This window comes from Providencia sp. M-27 (assembly GCF_011077905.1).
GTDB classification, from domain to species: Bacteria; Pseudomonadota; Gammaproteobacteria; order Enterobacterales; family Enterobacteriaceae; genus Providencia; species Providencia huaxiensis.
In genome coordinates this window covers 490222-510881 of the sequence record NZ_JAALBT010000002.1, presented here as the reverse complement: position 1 = coordinate 510881, position 20660 = coordinate 490222, and the positions used below count along the sequence as shown (strand labels likewise).

At 40.2% G+C, this 20660-nt stretch carries 18 protein-coding genes; 9 read left to right on the top strand and 9 right to left on the bottom strand.

Going from position 1 to position 20660, the window contains the following annotated elements; all coding sequences use genetic code 11:
* Positions 1-39: 39 nt before the first annotated feature.
* A complete protein-coding gene (locus G6Q48_RS05740; RefSeq protein WP_166264945.1) occupies positions 40-762 on the bottom strand; it encodes a phosphatase PAP2 family protein in 723 nt (240 codons plus the stop codon).
* Between the two features lie 213 nt (positions 763-975).
* Between G6Q48_RS05740 and ribA the strand changes: the two genes are divergently transcribed.
* Positions 976-1572, top strand: coding sequence for a GTP cyclohydrolase II (gene ribA / locus G6Q48_RS05735; protein ID WP_102138729.1), 597 nt, complete (start codon positions 976-978; stop codon positions 1570-1572).
* 189 nt (positions 1573-1761) lie between these two features.
* Positions 1762-2739, top strand: a complete 978-nt coding sequence (gene hemB / locus G6Q48_RS05730) for a porphobilinogen synthase (RefSeq protein ID WP_102138615.1) — start codon at positions 1762-1764, stop codon at positions 2737-2739.
* Between the two features lie 110 nt (positions 2740-2849).
* Here the strand turns inward: hemB and G6Q48_RS05725 are convergent, their stop codons facing one another.
* The 3 genes from G6Q48_RS05725 to cysB form a co-directional block, all read right to left on the bottom strand.
* The gene (locus G6Q48_RS05725) at positions 2850-3293 is read right to left on the bottom strand and encodes a hypothetical protein (RefSeq protein ID WP_166264942.1); all 444 of its coding nucleotides are present in this window, start codon (positions 3291-3293) and stop codon (positions 2850-2852) included.
* Positions 3294-3589: 296 nt separating this feature from the next.
* Positions 3590-6262, bottom strand: a complete 2673-nt coding sequence (gene acnA / locus G6Q48_RS05720) for an aconitate hydratase AcnA (protein ID WP_166264939.1) — start codon at positions 6260-6262, stop codon at positions 3590-3592.
* 278 nt (positions 6263-6540) lie between these two features.
* On the bottom strand, positions 6541-7515 hold the full coding sequence (cysB, locus tag G6Q48_RS05715) for an HTH-type transcriptional regulator CysB (RefSeq protein WP_102138618.1): 975 nt from the start codon (positions 7513-7515) through the stop codon (positions 6541-6543).
* A 315-nt stretch (positions 7516-7830) separates the two neighbouring features.
* On the opposite strand from cysB, the gene G6Q48_RS05710 reads away from it, so the two are divergent.
* The gene (locus G6Q48_RS05710; protein WP_166264936.1) at positions 7831-9864 is read left to right on the top strand and encodes a M13 family metallopeptidase; all 2034 of its coding nucleotides are present in this window, start codon (positions 7831-7833) and stop codon (positions 9862-9864) included.
* A 407-nt stretch (positions 9865-10271) separates the two neighbouring features.
* On the opposite strand, the gene sodC is transcribed toward G6Q48_RS05710, so the two are convergent.
* Positions 10272-10796 carry a superoxide dismutase family protein gene (sodC, locus tag G6Q48_RS05705; protein ID WP_166264933.1) on the bottom strand — a complete coding sequence of 175 codons (525 nt, stop codon included), beginning with the start codon at positions 10794-10796 and terminating at the stop codon, positions 10272-10274.
* 318 nt (positions 10797-11114) lie between these two features.
* Positions 11115-13721, bottom strand: coding sequence for a type I DNA topoisomerase (topA, locus tag G6Q48_RS05700; RefSeq protein ID WP_102138621.1), 2607 nt, complete (start codon positions 13719-13721; stop codon positions 11115-11117).
* A gap of 290 nt (positions 13722-14011) precedes the next feature.
* On the opposite strand from topA, the gene G6Q48_RS05695 reads away from it, so the two are divergent.
* The gene (locus G6Q48_RS05695) at positions 14012-14269 is read left to right on the top strand and encodes a DUF2498 family protein (RefSeq protein ID WP_102138622.1); all 258 of its coding nucleotides are present in this window, start codon (positions 14012-14014) and stop codon (positions 14267-14269) included.
* 96 nt (positions 14270-14365) lie between these two features.
* On the opposite strand, the gene sohB is transcribed toward G6Q48_RS05695, so the two are convergent.
* Complete coding sequence (gene sohB / locus G6Q48_RS05690; RefSeq protein ID WP_102138623.1) at positions 14366-15412, bottom strand: protease SohB; 1047 nt, start codon at positions 15410-15412, stop codon at positions 14366-14368.
* Between the two features lie 179 nt (positions 15413-15591).
* Here sohB and G6Q48_RS05685 point away from each other — a divergent pair, with 179 nt between their 5' ends.
* From G6Q48_RS05685 to G6Q48_RS05665, 5 genes are all read left to right on the top strand, one after another.
* Positions 15592-16356 (top strand): YciK family oxidoreductase, encoded by a 765-nt coding sequence (locus G6Q48_RS05685; RefSeq protein ID WP_102138624.1) that lies wholly within the window; start codon positions 15592-15594, stop codon positions 16354-16356.
* A gap of 5 nt (positions 16357-16361) precedes the next feature.
* Positions 16362-16952 (top strand): cob(I)yrinic acid a,c-diamide adenosyltransferase, encoded by a 591-nt coding sequence (gene cobO / locus G6Q48_RS05680; RefSeq protein ID WP_102138625.1) that lies wholly within the window; start codon positions 16362-16364, stop codon positions 16950-16952.
* Between the two features lie 545 nt (positions 16953-17497).
* Positions 17498-17671, top strand: coding sequence for a hypothetical protein (locus tag G6Q48_RS05675; RefSeq protein WP_166264930.1), 174 nt, complete (start codon positions 17498-17500; stop codon positions 17669-17671).
* Entirely contained in the window at positions 17646-18119 is a 474-nt protein-coding gene (locus G6Q48_RS05670; RefSeq protein WP_166264927.1) for a two-partner secretion domain-containing protein, read from the top strand. Before G6Q48_RS05675 ends, G6Q48_RS05670 begins: the two co-directional genes overlap by 26 nt.
* Positions 18109-18540, top strand: coding sequence for a hypothetical protein (locus tag G6Q48_RS05665; protein ID WP_166264924.1), 432 nt, complete (start codon positions 18109-18111; stop codon positions 18538-18540). The genes G6Q48_RS05670 and G6Q48_RS05665 overlap by 11 nt, the downstream gene beginning before the upstream one ends.
* A gap of 60 nt (positions 18541-18600) precedes the next feature.
* Here G6Q48_RS05665 and aphA read toward each other — a convergent pair whose 3' ends face one another.
* Complete coding sequence (gene aphA, locus G6Q48_RS05660) at positions 18601-19314, bottom strand: acid phosphatase AphA (RefSeq protein ID WP_102138627.1); 714 nt, start codon at positions 19312-19314, stop codon at positions 18601-18603.
* A 399-nt stretch (positions 19315-19713) separates the two neighbouring features.
* Complete coding sequence (rluB, locus tag G6Q48_RS05655) at positions 19714-20616, bottom strand: 23S rRNA pseudouridine(2605) synthase RluB (RefSeq protein ID WP_166264921.1); 903 nt, start codon at positions 20614-20616, stop codon at positions 19714-19716.
* Positions 20617-20660: the final 44 nt, after the last annotated feature.

Below are 20660 nucleotides of genomic sequence, written 5' to 3'. Positions count from 1 at the left end.
AGCTATATCCCCTCTAATAATGGTTAACTTGATGAAAGATTAATCGGCTTTGTTAAATACCCCCCATGTCCGCAAAATATAATAACCAAATATGGTAAAACAGGCACTGATGATCACGGAAGTAATTATATCAATAGGCCAATGCATGCCCAACAGCATACGACTAAATGCAATACCCTCAGCCCAAATAGCAAGCCCTATCGATAACGCATATAAGCGTTGTTGCCAAAAGAGCGCGATTAAAAACAATGCCCAGCCAGCTGCAAATAGCATATGACCAGAAGGAAAAGAATACCCTGTTTCTGCTTGCCAATGCTTACGCTGCCATTTAGGTACATTTTCATCTTGTTTAACTGTGTCTTTAATTAATTTCGCTCGTATACTACGTTTTAACTCATAAAAATCTGATGAAGGAATTTGATATTCGGTTGCCAGCCATTCTACATAAGGGCGCGGCTCTTTAAATGTGCTTTTCAATGCGCTCTTCAAACCTTGTTGCAGTAATACAACGCAGATAAGAACAAACAGAATTTTTAGTCGCTGTTTCTTTTTTGAACGAAAAACAAATGCAACCGCCCCTAGAAATAACAGAGCCGTTAAAACACTGTAAGGCGCTCCCGCAGTGTCTGTCAGCCAAAGAAGCCATTTCATTGAGTTAAACTGGGTTTCTGGTGACCAATGCCAGCCTGTGATTATCATCAACATGGGAGGTGTCATTAATAACAATGCAAAAGCACAAACGACCAAAACAGTTTTTTTCATTCAATGTATTCCAAGTAAAGTTCTATTAAATATACAAATATTACATTCACACATTATTAACTCTGTTATAGTAATACAGTGTTGGTCGTGTGCAAAGAATACCAACCTCTATATGCTAAACGTCATATAGCATCGATGTAATATAGTTAAGCTATTTTATATCGATAAACGTTATTAATTAAGCAAGAGTTACTTTAACTAATGAAAGAAAATATGCAGCTAAAACGCGTTGCTGAAGCAAAGCTCCCAACACCTTTCGGTGAATTTTTAATGGTGGGTTTTGAAGAAATCGCAACCGGTCGTGATCATGTAGCGTTAATTTTTGGCGATATCTCTGGAAATACACCGGTTCTCAGCCGGATCCACTCCGAATGTTTAACCGGAGATGCGTTATTTAGTCTACGCTGCGATTGTGGTTTTCAATTAGAAGCCGCGCTCTCTCAGATTAGTAAAGAAGGCCGAGGAGTATTACTTTATCATCGTCAAGAAGGCCGAAACATTGGCTTGCTGAATAAAATTCGCGCTTATGCATTACAAGATCAAGGCCTCGATACGGTTGAAGCCAACATCAAACTCGGATTTAAAGCCGATGAGCGTGATTTTACCTTATGCTCTGATATGTATAAGTTATTGGGGATTAATGAAGTTCGCTTATTGACGAATAACCCGAAAAAAATCGACATCATGCGTGAAGCAGGAATTAACGTTGTAGAGCGTGTTCCACTGATTGTCGGCCGCAACCCAAGTAATGAACATTATCTTGACGTTAAAGCAGAAAAAATGGGGCATATGCTATTTAAGCACCAGTGATCTCACCAAAGGAAGAGTGTTCTGCTCTTCCCTTTGTTTCTCCTATTTCATAATAACCTCTCAAAGTGTGTCATTTATTGGCTACTATATTCACTTTCTTTCCATAAGGTTTATACTGTTAGCCATCTGATTACCCTGACGAATAAACTGAATTATTGAGGCTTATTCCGCATACTACCAGGAGATACTGTGAACAACCTGCATTCCATTCAACGCATGAGAAGATTGCGTAAAACTGAAAAACTCCGCACTTTATTCCAAGAAACACATCTTTCCGTTAATGACCTTTGCTTGCCAATTTTTGTTGAAGAAGAACTCGACGACTATATGCCAATCAATAGTATGCCGGGTGTTATGCGTATTCCAGAAAAACGTCTTGCTTATGAAATTGAGCGTATCGCAAATGCAGGAATAAAATCAGTGATGACCTTTGGAGTCTCCCATCATCTTGATGATAATGGTAGTGATGCATGGCAAGAAAATGGTTTAGTGGCACGTATGTCACGTATCTGTAAAGAAACCGTTCCTGAAATGATAGTGATGTCTGACACCTGTTTTTGTGAATACACCTCCCATGGCCACTGTGGAGTCATGCACGGCCATCTCGTTGATAACGATGCAACCATCCATAACCTAGGTTTACAAGCGGTTGCCGCTGCACGCGCAGGTGCTGATTTTATTGCCCCTTCTGCCGCAATGGATGGTCAGGTAGCGGCAATTCGCCATGCACTTGATGAAGCTGGTTTTACAGACACCGCAATTATGTCTTACTCCACAAAATTTGCTTCAGCGCTGTATGGCCCATTCCGAGATGCAGCGGGTTCATGTCTTAAAGGGGATAGAAAAACGTATCAGATGAACCCAATGAACCGCCGTGAAGCACTCCATGAGTCATTAATTGATGAACGTGAAGGTGCTGACGCATTGATGATAAAACCTGCGGGAGCCTATTTGGATATTATTCGTGATTTACGCGAACATACTCAATTACCTATCGGTGCTTATCAAGTCAGTGGCGAATATGCGCAAATTAAATTTGCTGCTCAAGCGGGTGCAATTGATGAAACGCGTGTGGCTCTTGAAACACTCGGGTCAATCAAACGCGCAGGGGCTGACCTCATTTTCACTTATTTTGCTTTACAATTAGCCGAAGCCAACGCGTTATAACCTCTTTCCGTTAAAGAAAACCGCACCACTGTACATAATTACAGTAGTGCGGTTTTTTGCCATTTTTGGTGAATAATAATACTTAAACTGCCTTACTTATAACCAAATGGCTATTTTACTCTTTGCAATTCAAGTTGTTGAGTTAAAGTTTGGGCATAATGCTTCGCCTGTTCTGCCGTTGCCAAACCGGCAATTAATAAATCTTGTTTACCCGCAGATGTCGTTGCAACCACTCCCCAGTAATCAACTTCAACTGTAATACTTTCAGGGTTTTGATCTGGCATTGGCAAAATATCAAAGTAGTCTTGTAATGGTGCAATAGTAATGGCGGTGTAATCTGCATTTAAGCCCAATGGAAATTCTTTATCTGCATATAGACGCAAATCATGAACTTCCGTTTCAGGTGTTCTCATCACAATAGAATATAAGTTAGGTATGTGCTCCAAAATGTCACGAACCTCTTCGTTCGCACCATCAAAATGGGATGTGGTTAATAAGATATCTGCTGCCCACAATGCCCCTTTATAGAAATCGGTTTCATTGATATCTGCCATACTCATTTCCTTTATAGTGTTTTCGATAAGCTCAGTCACATGGTGACCTGTACTAAAGCTATTACATTCAATTATTTTGCACAAAGAAACTTATTTATGGCGAACTTCACCCTATTTTCATTTAGCCTAGTTGCGACTATTTTCTCCTTTAATCTACCGTCTATTTAACACCATAACGTAGATTGCCATCAAAAATATTGAGAAAAAACAAGATTGATAAATAAGATTAAATATTAAAAAACAAAAACGCCCGTAGGATACAATCATACAGGCGTTTAGCTATTACGGTTTAATGATTAATGTAGCATCTGCCTTATCACATAATGCAAAATACCACCATGACGGTAATAATCCATCTCAGTTGACGTATCAATACGACAGCGAGTTATAACTTCCTTTATATCACCATTGCCATAAGTGATCCTCACTGTGATATCCTGCCCTGGGGTAATTGATTGTAACCCTGTGACATCAATGCGTTCATCACCTTTTAACCCGAGCGTTTTGCGAGATACCCCATCTTTGAATTCTAGAGGTATAACCCCCATGCCAATCAAATTAGAACGGTGGATACGCTCATATGATTCAGTAATAACGACTCTCACACCTAATAAATTCGTGCCTTTCGCAGCCCAATCTCGGCTAGAACCTGAACCGTATTCTTTACCTGCGATTATGGCCAGTGGGCGATTTTCTTGCTGATACAACATTGCCGCATCATAAATCGCCATTTGTTTGCCAGTCGGTATATGTAAGGTATAGCCCCCTTCAACACCGGGCACCATTTCATTACGAATACGAATGTTTGCAAATGTCCCCCGCATCATCACTTCATGGTTACCACGACGCGAACCATAAGAGTTGAAATCTGCGACAGCAACACCGTGCTCTTGCAGATATCGCCCAGCAGGGCTCTCTTTTTTGATATTCCCCGCAGGAGAAATATGGTCAGTAGTTACCGAGTCGCCGAGGATCGCTAAAATATTTGCACCATGAATATCGTTGACCGGTGCTGGCTGGGCTTTCATCCCCTCGAAGAAAGGTGGATGGCGAATATAGGTTGAGTCTTCTTGCCAAGAATAAGTGGAAGAACTTTCAACTTTTAATGCTCTCCAAGCGTCATCACCTTCAAAAACCGCATTATATTCCTTACGGAACATATCCGTTTTAACTTGCTGTACTGCTTGCGCAATTTCAGCACTCGATGGCCAAATATCTTTCAAGTAAACATCGTTACCTGATTTATCGACACCGATAGGATCGGTTTTCAAGTTGATATTCATATTACCTGCCAGCGCATAGGCAACCACAAGTGGCGGTGATGCTAACCAGTTGGTTTTCACCAGTGGGTGAATTCGCCCCTCAAAGTTACGGTTACCTGACAGCACGGCACCAACAGTAAGATCTACTTGTTTAATCGCTTCTTCTATTGGTTCTGGTAATGGCCCTGAGTTACCTATACAGGTTGTACATCCATACCCAACAAGGTTAAATCCAAGCTTATCTAAATACGGCGTTAAGCCCGCAACGGCAAGATAATCAGTAACCACTTTAGAGCCCGGTGCCAATGAAGATTTAACCCATGGCTGGCGAACTAACCCTTTTTCAACAGCTTTTTTTGCTAATAGCCCCGCTGCCATTAATACACTTGGGTTCGACGTATTTGTACAAGATGTAATTGCTGCAATAACGACTGCGCCATCGGTTAACTCAAAGGTTTTATTTTGATATTTAACGGAAGGATAGCTTGATGGGGTTTTCTTGTTAACTTCTAACTCGACTGCACCGCGAAATGCTTTTGGTACTTGGCTGAGTTCAACTCTGTCTTGTGGACGTTTAGGCCCTGCTAAGCTGGACTCCACCGTTGACATGTCTAACTCAAGTGTACTGGTAAAAATCGGTTCATCACCTGCATAACGCCATAAACCCTGCTCTTTACTATAAGCTTCCACCAGCGCAATTTCATCATCACTGCGCCCAGTTAAACGCATATAAGACAGTGTTACTTCATCAACAGGGAAAAAGCCACACGTTGCGCCATATTCAGGGGACATATTCGCAATTGTTGCTCGGTCTGCTAATGGCAAATCGGCCAAGCCATCACCATAAAATTCAACAAACTTACCCACTACACCATGTTGACGTAGCATTTGTGTTACCGTCAATACAAGGTCGGTTGCCGTTATCCCTTCGGGTAATTTCCCTGTTAATTTAAAGCCCACAACATCAGGGATCAGCATTGAAACCGGTTGGCCTAACATCGCGGCTTCAGCTTCAATACCACCGACACCCCATCCTAGTACACCGAGCCCGTTGATCATGGTTGTATGGGAGTCTGTTCCGACTAAGGTATCCGGGTAAGCATATAATTTACCGTCAATTTCTTCATGCCATACCGCCTTACCTAGGTATTCTAAATTAACTTGGTGACAAATACCGGTACCCGGTGGCACCACTTGAAAACGGTTAAATGCTTTTTGCCCCCAACGTAGAAATAAATAACGTTCATGGTTACGCGCCATTTCAATTTCAACGTTATCATCAAAAGCAGATTGCGTGGCAAACTCATCCACCATAACAGAGTGGTCAATCACTAAATCAACGGGAGACAACGGGTTCACTTGCTCAACATTACCGCCCAGTGATTTAACCGCTTCACGCATCGCAGCAAGGTCAACAACCGCCGGAACTCCGGTAAAATCTTGCATGAGAACACGCGCGGGGCGATAAGCAATTTCCCTATCTGCATGCGCGTTTTTTTGCCAGTCAATGATGGCTTGTAAATCTTGTTCGACAACTGAGCTCCCATCAATATGACGTAATAGGTTTTCGAGTAAGACTTTTAATGACTTAGGTAACTTCGTCCCCTCACCGAGCTTTTTTTCAGCAAGCGCTAAACTGAAGTAATTATACTGCTTGTTTCCAACATTGAGTGTCGAGGCACTCGTTGTTTTTAGACTCAACGACATAACTCCTCCTTGGTTTTTATGGCTATGGCAATATGTGTATTTACCACTATTATTTTTTGTTAACCAATTGTAATCATAGTTGCTCTAGAGATTTGATTTATAGATTTTGTGCCAAATATTGAATTTATCTCTATTAATAATAGAAAATTTAAGATAAGAATGGAAATAAGTCAGAAAAGAACCGAGAACACCAGCTAGGTATTAATAATAAAAACCCTAGAAATACGATCACTAGGGTTCCTTCTTACAAATTAAGACAATGCAAAAATATAAAGAAATTAAATAATAGGCAGTTTCATATCTTTAAAAAATTCTTCAATTTCGTCATTGTTACGAATAGCCACCGCTTTATCGACCACATCACGCGTTAGATGCGGTGCGAAACGCCACATAAAATCGTACATATAACTACGTAAGAAACTGGTACGCTTAAAACCGATCTTAGTTGTGCTATAGCTGAACTTATCACGCATATCAATTACAACTAAATCGCTATCACTAACAGGATCAACCGCCATACTCGCAATAATACCAATCCCTAGGCCTAATCTAACGTAGGTTTTGATCACGTCTGCATCGGTTGCGGTAAAAATAATTTTAGGCTCAAGACCAATTTTCTGAAATGCCACATCTAATTCTGAACGACCAGTAAACCCATGGGTATAGGTTACAATTTGATATTCAGCAATATCCTCAATAGTGACATTTTTTTTCTCCGCAAGTGGATGGTCTTTTTGCACAACCACACAGCGATTCCAATGGTAGCATGGCAACATAATCAAATCGTTATAAAGGTGTAATGCTTCGGTTGCTATCGCAAAATCACTGTTACCTTTGCAAACTTCCTCAGCGATTTGCGTTGGTGAGCCTTGCTGCATGTGCAATGAAACATGTGGATAACGCTCAATAAAACCTTTGATGGTTGGAGGCAAAGCATAGCGAGCTTGTGTATGTGTCGTGGCAATACTCAAGCTGCCTCTATCTGGATAAGTATGTTCCCCAGCAACCGAGCGGATCGCTTCTATTTTTGATAACACTTCGCGAGAGATCCGCACGACTTCTTCCCCTGCAGGGGTAACATGCGTTAAGTGCTTACCGCTACGTGCAAAAATTTGGATCCCCAGCTCATCCTCAAGCATCCGCACTTGTTTACTGATACCGGGCTGCGATGTAAAAAGCCCCTCAGCAGTTGAGGAGACATTCAAGTCATGGTTAACCACTTCAACAATATAACGTAATTGCTGCAATTTCATATTTCAGTCTACCTCATACATGGATAGTGTGCTTTTGCTATCTATAGCTAAAGAATATTAGATATAATCAAAAGTTATAATGGACTAATTTGATATAACAAATATAACATCATTATCATAAGAATAAACAGTATGATGATAAAATTTCATCTAAGTGCTATCCACAACGATGAAAAGCAGTAAGATTCTGCAAAGACGGATTAACTTTATTTCATTATGTGCTTCAATAAGTGAAATGAATTTTGCAAGACCCTTACTGCAAGGTTTAACGTATTGGAGTGGATATCGTAATTCTCAACGAAGAGAGGTGGTTACATGCGTTTGAATGTTTTGGCTTTATTAATTGGTATGTCAACTATTTCTTTTGCCCCTACGCTATTGGCGAAAGAAGTCAGTTATGGACAACAAAAAATTGTTTTGTCTGATGCAATTGAACCCGGAAATGATTTTTATCGTTATGTTAATGACGATTGGATAAATAAAGCACAAATCCCTACTGGTATGCCACGCATTAACTCTTTTGTGGAATTATATTTAAACACAGAAAAACAAATTCAATCGATTATTGACCAACTACAGCAGATCCCTGAAAACAAGCTCACGCATAATCAACGAAATATTCGAAATTTATACCTCAGTTACCTGAATGAAAAAGCTATTGAGCAAGCTGGAATTACCCCAATAAAATCCGATTTAGATGCCATTTCTAAAGCTAAAAACCATAATGATATTAGCAAATTAATGACACAACCCGACTATAAATCGCTGATTTCCTACTGGGTAGACTTAGATGCCAAAGCACCTGATACCTATGTACTTTATATCGGCCAAGGCGGTTTAGGGCTACCTAACCGTACTTATTACCTCGATAACACACCGCAAATGGAAGATATTCGAAAAAGTTATATCGCTTATATCGCTACCATGCTAGAGCTAGCCGGTGAAAAAGATGTCACACAAAAAGCACAGAAAATTTTTGATTTGGAAAAAGCAATTGCAACTGTACATTGGAGCCCTGAGGCCCGCCGTGACACGATCAAAAACTACCACGCGATGAGCTTAGCTGAAATGAAAAACCATACTCAAGGTTTTGATTGGGATAGCTTTATTACTAGCCGCAAGTTAACTGATAAACAACTTGAGAAAGTGATCGTTGAAACCGACAGCGCAGTGGAACAAACCGCAAAAATTTTTGCAGATACCCCAGTTTCAACATTAAAAGATTACTTAACCTTTCAGTACATTAGTGAACATGCACGTTATTTAAACCAAACCATCGCAGATGCGCAGTTTGATTTTTACTCGAAGAAACTTAATGGTATTGAAAAGCAACGCACCCGCCAAGAACGTGCGTTGCAAACCGTTAACTCACTCCAAGGTGAGCCTTTAGGGCAAATTTACGTCGAACAATATTTCGACCCACAAGCAAAAGAAAAAATTAAAGATTTGGTCAGTTATGTGAGAGGAACATTTAATTCACGCTTAAAAGTCAATGACTGGATGGATGAGCCCACTCGCCAAGAAGCCCTTAAAAAATTGGAACAATTTACGGTTAAAGTGGGTTATCCCGATCAATGGAATGACTTTAGTTCGATTAACCTCAAGCCCGATTCATTATTAGAGAATTATAAGCAAGTTCTAGCTTGGTCATATGATGATATGATTGGCAAAATTGGCCAACCTGTTCGTCAATGGGAATGGGGAATGACGCCACAAACAGTCAATGCCTATTTCTACCCAGTTCAAAACGAAATTGTATTCCCTGCTGCTATTTTGCAGGCCCCTTTCTTTGACCCTAATGTTGACCCTGCCTATAACTATGGTGCAATAGGTGCCGTAATCGGCCACGAAATGGGCCATGGTTTTGACGACCAAGGTAGTCTATATGACGGTACTGGGCAATTACGTAACTGGTGGAGTGAGAGCGCCAAAACTCACTTTAAAGAAAAGACCGCTAAGCTTGTTGATCAATATAACGCATTTACTGTTGATGGTTTAAATGTAAATGGCGAGCTTACATTAGGGGAAAATATCGGTGACCTCGGTGGGTTAAATATTGCCTTGAGTGCTTATAAACAATTCGCCAAAGAAAACTATCCAAATGGTGAGGCCCCAATTATTGACGGAACAACTGGGTTACAACGTTTCTTCATCGCTTGGGCTCGTACATGGCAAGAACTGTCAAATAAAGAATCTGAACGTAATAAGATTATGACTGACCCTCATAGTCCTAACCAATTCCGTGCTAATGGTGTAGTACGCAATATTGATGATTGGTACCAAACATTCGGTGTCGATAAAAATAGCGCTCTGTATTTGGCGCCAGAGCAACGTATTCGGATTTGGTAATATAAAAAAGGCTCAGATTATTTTCTGAGCCCTTCATAGCTAGGCAGCAAGCGGCGCTAAACCCTAGGAGCATACATAAGTATATGATTAAAATTAGCACCCCCAGCCAATAGCACTGTGACTTGAAATATTACTCAAATAAACGTTTTAATACGCTAAATAGTTCAAGTTGTGGCTAGGCAGCAAGCGACGCTAAGCCCTAGGAGCATACATAAGTATGCGATTAAAATTAGTAAGCCCAACTAACAATACTGTTGTTTAAATAATTTTCTAATCAATACAATACGCTAAATAGTTCAAGTTGTGGCTAGGCAGCAAGCGGCGCTAAGCCCTAGGAGCATACATAAGTATGTGACTAGGGTTAGCAAGCGCAGCTAACAACGCCACAGCTTGAAATATGACGCGTATTATTTGATGACGCCGCAGGCCATTCTAGCCCCACCACCGCCTAACGCTTCTGGATTATCAGAATAGTTATCACCACCCACATGCACCATCAATGCACGATCTTGAACATCTTTGAGTGATTTTAAACGTGGTGCTAATACCGCATAATCAGCATTACCTTGGCTATCTGCAACAAGGCCAGGTAAATCGCCTAAATGCCCAGTATTATCATAAGGGCCTTTATGGACACCTGTTTTAGCTGTGTCTAGATGACCACCTGCTTTTAATGCTGGAACTGATTTACCGTCTTTTTCTCCGGGTTCACAGCTTGGGTTTTCATGAATATGAAACCCATGAATGCCAGCTTGCAGGCCCGTTAATTTGGGCGTGAACAGTAATCCATATTCCGTTTCTGAGATAACAACCTCACCTATTGTTTTACCATCACCTGTTGGGGTCGCTTCTTTTAATACAACAGTAGATTGAGCAGCATATGCTGTCCCCGCTGTCAATAATGCAGCCAGTAAACACATTTTTAACTTCATTTTGCCTCCGGTGTATAACTTTTATCTATCATTCCATCGACTTACCTAAACACCTTAACAAGGTAAGAACTATTACTGTCAATTGATAACCACAACGACTTTATCTTAAGTTAACACAAATTAGTTATCACTTTGGTGCTACATTTGAGTTTAGTTGAAAATTGGCGGTTATATCACAGTGAGCGATAAGAAATAAAGGAAATGACAGTATAACAGTGGGTTATTCACCGATAGGCATTGATATGAAATTGACAAGTTAACAAAAAAGCCAATCAAATTAAATGATTGGCTTTTTTTCTTGAAAACAAAAGAGAACAATTATTTCTCTTTCACTTCCCATTTACCGTCAACGTAAAACGCACTCCAACCCGTTGCTTTGCCATTTTTTTCTGAAGAAACATATTGTTGCTTCGTTTTACGGCTAAAACGGACGACAGTTGGGTTACCTTCGCCATCTTCAGCTGGTGCTTCCGCCAAATAAGCAAGTTTTTCAGGTAAACGGTCTTTAAAGCGTTGTAATTCTGCAACTAATGGTGCACGTGTTTCCCGTGATTTAGGGAATGTATTTGCCGCAAGGAAAACCCCAGCTGCGCCATCACGTAACACAAAATACGCATCGGACTTTTCACATGGAAGTTCCGGTAATGGAACCGGATCTTCTTTCGGTGGTGCGACTTCACCACTTCGTAAAATTTTACGCGTATTTTTACACTCTTCGTTGGTACACCCCATGTACTTACCAAAACGCCCCATTTTCAGGTGCATTTCCGAACCACACTTGTCACATTCAATGACTGGGCCATCGTAACCCTTAATACGGAATTCGCCTTCTTCGATTTCATAGCCTTCACATGCCGGGTTATTACCACAGACATGTAATTTACGGCCATTATCAATCAAATAGCTGTCCATCGCGGTGCCACATTTTGGACAACGACGTTTTGCTCTTAACGCATTAGTTTCCGCATCATCCCCTTCAAGCACATTTAAGACTTCATCTTCAGGGATAAGGTTGATTGTTTTTTTACAACGTTCTTTTGGTGGTAAAGCGTAACCAGAACAACCTAAAAACACCCCGGTTGATGCGGTACGAATACCCATATGGCGTTCACAATCAGGGCAAATGATTGAAGTGATCACCATTGGATTGGTGCGCATTCCACCTTCTTCCGGTTCTTTTTCAGCAACGTTTAGCTGCTTACTGAAGTCAGAGAAGAATTCATCTAACACCGCTTTCCATTCGGCATCATGATTAGCAACGTGGTCAAGCTGGTCTTCCATACGCGCAGTAAAATCGTAGTTCATCAGGTCGTTAAAGTTTTCCTCTAATCGATCGGTTACGATTTCACCCATTTTCTCTGCATAGAAACGACGATTTTCAACTTTGACATAACCTCTATCTTGGATCGTCGAAATAATCGCTGCATACGTTGAAGGACGACCAATACCGCGTTTTTCTAGCTCTTTAACCAAAGATGCTTCACTAAAACGTGCTGGCGGCTTGGTAAAGTGCTGGCTAGGCAATAACTCAGTTAATGACAATTCCACACCAACTTGTATTGGCGGTAATGTTTTATCTTCATCATTTTTACGCAATGCAGGCATGACTTTCGTCCAACCATCAAAGCGCAGAGTACGCCCTTTGGCTTTTAGTTCAAAATCCCCTGCTTTGACCGTTAAGGTTGTTGAATCATATTTCGCAGGTGTCATTTGACACGCCACAAATTGGTTCCAAATCAATTGATACAACCTTTTCGCGTCGTTCTCCATGTCTTTTAGTGATTCAGGTAAAACATCGACACTCGAAGGACGAATGGCTTCGTGCGCCTCTTGCGAATTATCTTTACTACTATAAACATTCGCGTCTTTTGGCAGGTATTTCGCGCCAAAATTATCATTAATATAACCACGAACCATGTCGAGTGCATCTTGGCTCAAGTTTGTTGAGTCAGTACGCATATAGGTGATGTACCCAGCTTCATAAAGGCGCTGAGCCATCATCATGGTTTTTTTCACGCCAAAACCTAAACGGGTGCTGGCGGCTTGTTGTAGCGTTGACGTGATATACGGTGCGCTCGGCTTGCTTGACGTCGGCCTATCTTCACGGTCAACAACCGAAAAACGCGCTTTCTCAAGGAGCTTAACCGCTGCTTCTGTTTGCGCTTTATTGACCGGTTTAAATGCCTTACCACCTTGTGAAGTGACTTCCATACGCAAGTTAGCGACATCTTTATCCGCTAAATCGGCATGCAGTTCCCAATATTCTTCAGGAACGAAGGCTTTAATTTCCCTTTCACGTTCAACAATGAGTTTCACTGCAACGGATTGGACACGACCAGCAGATAAGCCTCGAGCCACTTTTTTCCACAACAGTGGAGAAACCATGTAACCCACAACTCGGTCCATAAAACGACGCGCTTGTTGTGCGTTAACTCTATCTATGTTTAATTCCCCAGGACTATCAAATGCCTGAGTGATCGCATTCTTCGTAATTTCATTAAATACAACTCGACTAAAACGAGTATCATCTCCACCTATCACTTCGCGTAAATGCCACGCAATGGCTTCCCCTTCGCGGTCCAAGTCCGTTGCGAGGTAGATGTGATCAGCATCCTCCGCCAGTGATTTAAGTTCAGAAACTACTTTTTCTTTACCAGGTAGAATTTGATAATTCGCTTTCCAACCCTGGTAAGGGTCAATCCCCATACGCTTAACTAATGCGTCACGCGGATCTTTTTTTACTTTCTTTGTTTTGTCGGTAGATGAGCCTGTACTCTTTTGTGAGCCGGTTTGTGAACCAGAGCCGCTTTTCGGCAGATCACGAATGTGGCCAACGCTGCTTTTTACAACGTAGCCACTGCCAAGATACTTATTAATCGTTTTGGCCTTTGCCGGGGACTCCACTATAACAAGAGCTTTACCCATATTTACCTTTACCTAAATATCAATAATGGCGCATTTCTACATTAAAATGCGCAAAATGAGGATCTCTTTTTTATATTGCGACACAATCACAATATATCAATATATTTTTAAACAATTATTTGTGTTGAAACAAAACTTATAAATTCAATCACGTTATTCTAAAAAGCACAAAGTGTCTTCTAGTCGACTGATTTTAACCATATAAAGATGTTTAGCCATAATTGAAAACCACACACTCTACCTGATAAAATGCTAGAAGCAACCAATTATTTTTTCAAGGAAGCCAACTTATGCAAGACAGTTTACCATTCATCACAAAGAAAGAGTTACTTGAAAAAGCTAATGATATCATAAAGAAACATGATGATTACATTCATGGTATGTTTGTTGATACCGTTGAGCAACATCGAGGTACTCTGGTATTTAAAGGGGAGTTCTTCTTGGATGAGAACAATATTCCTACTTTAAAGAGTACAGCTGCTTTTAATATGTACAAGCACCTCGCTCATGTACTATCAGAACAATACCAATTGAGTGATAATAACTAGTTAACACGTTTGCTCTTTGTATAAAATTTACCGGCTAACAAGCCGGTAAATTAATAGTAGATTTAAAAACGCTTATTCGCTAGGCGAAATTCAAAATTACAAGAGTGGTTTTTGTCCGCGTTGCCACCAGCGTAATAATAAGTTATCCACGCTCTTTGCCGCGCTTCCCATAAACTTATCCATCATTTTTTTACTTAATACATAACGAATACTAACTATTTCCTTAGTATCAATTGCATTAATAATAAAATCATCACTAACACCGATATTATCCACTAACCCTTTATCAAGCGCCTGTGAACCATACCAATACTCCCCCGTTGCAACAGCGGAAATATCTAAAGATGGGCGATTTTGATGCACAAATTGTTTAAATAATTCATGTGTTGAATTTAAATCTTCAACAAACTTCTTACGGCCTTGCTCCGTATTCTCACCTAACATGGTCAATGTGCGTTTGTATTCACCCGCAGTATGAAGTTCTACATCAACATCATGTTTTTTTAGTAACCGATGGATATTCGGAATTTGAGCGACAACACCGATCGAACCAATAATGGCAAATGGCGCTGCAATGATTTTATCTGCAATGCAAGCCATCATGTATCCGCCACTCGCCGCAACTTTATCGACCGCAATAGTCAGCGGGATATTTTTTTCTTTGATCCTTAATAATTGCGAGGCTGCTAAACCATAACCATGAACCATCCCTCCAGGGCTTTCAAGTCTTAGTAAAACCTCGTCTTGTTGATCAGCAACTGCAAGAATAGCACTGATCTCTTCACGTAAAGAAGCGACTTCACGGGCATCCATGCTACCCTTGAAGTCTAATACATATAAACAAGGCTTTTTAACCCCTGTTTGGCCTAACTTAGCCCCTGTTTTCTCACTTTTTGATTTTGCTTTCTGCTGTTTTTTAAATGCTTTTAGCCACGCTTTATGTTCTGACTCATTCATTTTTATCTGTTGCATTTGGCGCTGACGCTCACGATAACTCTCACCTAAATCTGTGATTTTCAAAGCACCTTTTGCCCCTTGTCGACGCATGCCTACGCCAAACACAAAAACAGCTAGCAAAACCACCGCCACCAAAATTGTGACGATTTTTGCTAAAAATAGCCCATATAATGAGAAATACTCCACAATCTGATCCTTTTGATGTTTATCTTCAATACAAAAAATAATCTCACGATTACGCGCAAACAACCAGAAAAAAACAGAGTTAGCACGACAAACTTCGTTAATAACTATGTTAGATTAGCCAATTATCGCAATCAGTGCGATGATAACCATACATGCTAATCACTATAGTAGGAAAGAATATGCTCCAATATCAGCCTAGACAAGACCTATTGAAAGGTAAAACAATCCTTGTGACTGGTGCCGGTGATGGCATTGGCCGTGAAGCGGCACTCACTTATGCTCGCTATGGTGCATCCCTTATCCTTGTTGGTCGAACGCAGCATAAATTACAAGCCGTTAGTGATGAAATAGCGGCATTAGGTGGAAAGAATTCGCCGTGCTTTACGTTAGATTTATTAACAGCAACGATTGATGACTGCCATTCACTCGCCTCGCAAGTTGCCTCCATTGCACCTTATTTAGATGGCGTTTTACACAATGCTGGAATACTTGGTGTGGTTGCCCCTATCACTGAGCAACCAAGCGACCTCTGGCATGATGTTATGCAAATAAATGTTAATGCCACATTTATGCTAACCCAAGCTTTGCTCCCTCTATTGCTCAAAGCACCTAATGCCTCATTGATTTTTACCAGTTCAAGTGTAGGTAAACAGGGTCGCGCGGGTTGGGGAGCCTACGCTGTCTCCAAATTTGCAACTGAAGGTTTGATGCAAGTGTTATCCGAAGAATATAAGCAGAGCAATCTTCGAGTAAACTGTATTAATCCAGGCGGTACTCGAACCGCAATGCGAGCAAGTGCATTCCCTGACGAAGATCCACTTAAATTAAAAACCCCTACCGATATCATGCCTATTTATATCTATTTGATGGGTGATGATAGCCTGCGTAAAACAGGGGGAAGCTATGATGCTCAACCAGGGCGAAAACCGGGTGCTGCGGAGTAAAAACAATGTCTCAAAGCCGACACGAAGAACGCCAACAACGTTTAAAAGAAAAAGTGGATGCCCGAATCGAAGCTGCACAAATTGAACGGGGTATCGTGATTGTCTTTACTGGAAATGGGAAAGGCAAAACAACTGCTGCTTTTGGTACTGTCTGCCGTGCGGTAGGTCATGGTAAAAAAGCGGCCGTTGTTCAGTTTATTAAAGGCGGCTGGGATAATGGCGAACGTGAATTACTAGAGCCTCAAGGGGTTCCCTTCTATGTTATGTCAACCGGGTTCACATGGGAAACTCAAAACAAAGAGACAGACACCCTTGCCTGTATGGAAACATGGCAGTACGCTAAGCAATTGTTAAGCGACCCACAGTACGATTTAGTTATTTTAGATGAGCTAACCTACATGGTGAGTTATCATTACCTCCCATTAGCAGAAGTGATCCAGGCATTGCAAAGCCGTCCTGCCAATCAATCTGTCGTGATCACTGGTAGAGGTTGCCACCGAGACTTAATTGAGTTAGCCGATACAGTAACAGAAATGCGCCCTGTAAAACATGCGTTTGATGTTGGAATTAAAGCTCAAAAAGGGATTGATTGGTAATAATCCGATAATAAAGTGCAATAATACGATGTTTTTTACAGTTATTGCACTTTTAATCTAAAGTTATTTAACTGCTCCATCAATCAATCTATAAAAAATTATTTATTCTTATTCATTTATAACGCCAATTTGGTGTAAATATTAAATGAATAAATGTTTTAGATAATTTAAATTACTTTCAATAAATTTAGAAAATAAAATATCACAATTAATTTATAGCAAGAAAAACAAAACATAAAAATAATTAATGATATTCATTGTTATTTATCATTTTCATTAAACTGGATACGTATAACCACATCAGTAAAACTCCCTCATTAGACCAAAAGCCCCTAAACACAACCATATGATAAAAAAGAAATTATTTTAAAATAACTGATATTCATCCGCTTTTAATCAGCTTTGGTTATTTATCAATTAATAACGATATATTTATCCATGTTAACATTATTAATTTTATTTATTTTTCTATTTAAGCATAATTAATCTGCAATAATGGATTGTTAGTTATCTTAGATTTTTCTATTTTATTTTAAGGGATATATATGAAAAACGCTTCAAGCTCTCATTTGAATTTCACTAAATTGAAATTTAACCCACTCTTTTTATGCGTTTCAATAATCGTTGGAACCCCTACTATTGCCCAAGCTGCAATTATGCCAACTAATGGTGCTGGTATATTAAATCAAGGTAATGGGGCCAACTGTCGTTTATATTAATAAACCGAGTCAAGCTAGGGTTTCCCATAATACCTATAGCCAATTCGATGTTGATCAAAAAGGCGTTATTTTAAATAACAGTGCAAAAAATTCTAATACGACCATTGGCGGCAAAATTGGTGGCAATACCAATGTTGCTGGCGGGCGAGCTAAAGTCATTTTAAACGAAATAAATTCGAATTCGGCAACCACCTTAAATGGCATGATTGAAGTTGCAGGAGGAGAAGCACAAGTTATCGTTGCTAATGCATCGGGTATTACATGTAACAACTGTGGCTTTATCAATACGAACCGTACAACACTGACAACGGGTAAAGTAGAGCTAGCAAATGATGGTTCTATTGCTAACTATAATGTGCAGCAAGGTAAAATTGCCATCAATGGGAGATTAGATACCAATTCTCCGACAGATTTAATTGCACGCTCGGTGGCCATTAATGGCATTTAATACCAAATTTGGGCTAACAGACCAAAATGGCGGCTTACAAACCAATAATGGTATCATTAAAGTTAAAGGTGATACGTTACATAATATCAATGGTTCTATTGTTGCAAATGTAAAAAATAATTCTGCAGTACGCAATGATGTTGATGTTAATATTAATCTCAAAGCAGCACTCAATAATAATTATGGGAAAATTACAGCGCCTAATAACCAAAAGCTTAATATAGGTTCATTAGAAAACTACTCTGGAGAAGTGATAGCCGGTAAAAACCTAACTATTGATTCAAAAAACCGCATTAATAACCAATATGGAACTTTACGTTCTACTAATACCACTAAAGTTACCAGCCCTATCGTCACGAATGGAACAACAGGAAATATTTCAGGTAATCGAGTGATTATTGATTCTGTATTAACTAACTAAAATAGTTCACGCTTAAAAGGGAGGTCATTTGACCTCCTCTTCATTCTACTCATAACAGAACTAATATTCTGAATTAATCACAACCTCTTCACCAAAGCGCCCTGCTTTTGGCAATGGTTGGTAAGATGAGTTTGCTGCGCGTAAAATACGCACACCGCGAATACCTAACTCATGCGCTGCTGCGATATCGGCATCAGCATCACCATAATATATGGTAAGTTTGTGATCACGCATCCAGCTTACTTTATTATTTTGGCCTGGCTCATCACCCGCAAAAATGACAGGTTGCATTTTATCTGCCGGTATTGCTAAACCTTCCTGAACGTATTTAGTTACTGTTTCTGTTTTGGTTTTCGTACGGCCAGTAATGAAATAAACAGTGTCACCGCGCTCTAAGTGCATTTTGACTAAATCAATACCCACTTGTTTTGGCATACTGAATTTGTCCCACTCATTATTCATTTTTTCCCAAAATTGCTGATTTTTGAGATAGCTAAAATCGTTAGGTGAGAACTCTAATTTACCACGGTAAAAACCTGGGCTCGAAAATAACACCGTATCATCGATATCAAACCCAACAGCCATCGGAGCTTTTCCTTCTAGGCTTTGTTTAATTTGCTCGATGGAAACCCAATGGACAGGCTGTTGTTGAGCAAGTTCAACAACGGTAACGCCAGGGCTTACGGTTTCTGGCATTGGAATTTTTGCTTGAGACGTCGCGGTAAAACTTAATGCCAATGCAATCGCACTCAAAGTCAGTGTTATTTTTTTCATGTTTCGTCCTTATTCAGGTTTATCCACTTAAACCATTCTTTATTTATCTGGATAAACTGGGTAAGTAATAGGTTTATCTGTAATTTTGCCTTTATTATCAGTTAATAAACCAATGTTTGTGAGTCATATCTCACAAGAGAGGTCATACTAAGACTTTTAGTTACATTAAAATGAGACAAATGTCTCATAAATATTATCTATTATTGATAGGTTTCATAATAATGTGAACTAGACCATTAATTTTCTTATTATTAATAAGGTTATGTTCAATTCAATCATTACCCTAAGATAGGTAATTTCTCTCATATAAAAGCTAATATATTTTAATAGACAATAAATTAGACAAAAACACGCTGAGGGGATGGCCCCAGCGTGTTTAATATTCGATATGCAATCAGTCTAGATGCGAGTACGACGTTTCGCTGTTGGTCTTGATGATTGACGTGATGCGACTTGTGTATGGCGTTTTACCGCACGGCGAATTTGGTTCGCTTTAATACGACGTTGGTCACGCTCAACAGCAACCTTACTTTCCGTTTCTACTGGCAATTCCACCAGCTCACGAAGATAGTTAGTTTGCTCTAAACCAAGCTCCGTCCATCCTCCACGAGGCAAGCCTTTTGGTAAATCGATATCACCATAACGCACACGGATTAAACGGCTGACTTGGACACCAACAGATTCCCAAAGGCGACGGACTTCGCGGTTACGCCCTTCAGTCAAGGTGACGTTAAACCACTGGTTCATTCCTTCTCCGCCACGGTAAGAAACCGTTTTAAAAGAAGCTGGACCATCTTCCAGTTGTACACCATTGATTAACTGGCGAATTTTTGCATCATTAATTTCGCCAAATACGCGTACTGCATATTCACGTTCAACTTCACGACTAGGGTGCATTAAACGATTAGCTAACTCACCATCTGTCGTGAATAGCAATAAGCCGCTTGTGTTAACATCTAAACGGCCAACAGCAATCCAGCGAGCACCCGTTAACCGTGGTAAACGGTTAAAAACGGTTGGGCGCCCTTCAGGATCATGACGTGTGCATAATTCGCCCTCTGGCTTGTAGTAAGCCATTACACGGCAGATTTCCTTTTCAGCTTCTTTGATCGCTAATAAACGGCCATCTAAACGAATTTTTGTTGCGGGTGTGACTTCAACACGGTCTCCTAGTGTAGCAATTTTGCCATCAACACTAATACGACCCGCTTGCAGGAATGTTTCGATTTCTCGACGAGAACCATGCCCAGAACGAGCAAGGATTTTCTGTAATTTTTCAGTTTTTTGCGGTTTTACGCTCATGTAACCCTCTGCTGTCGCCTTCACAGGCGTCAAATACCTTTTTG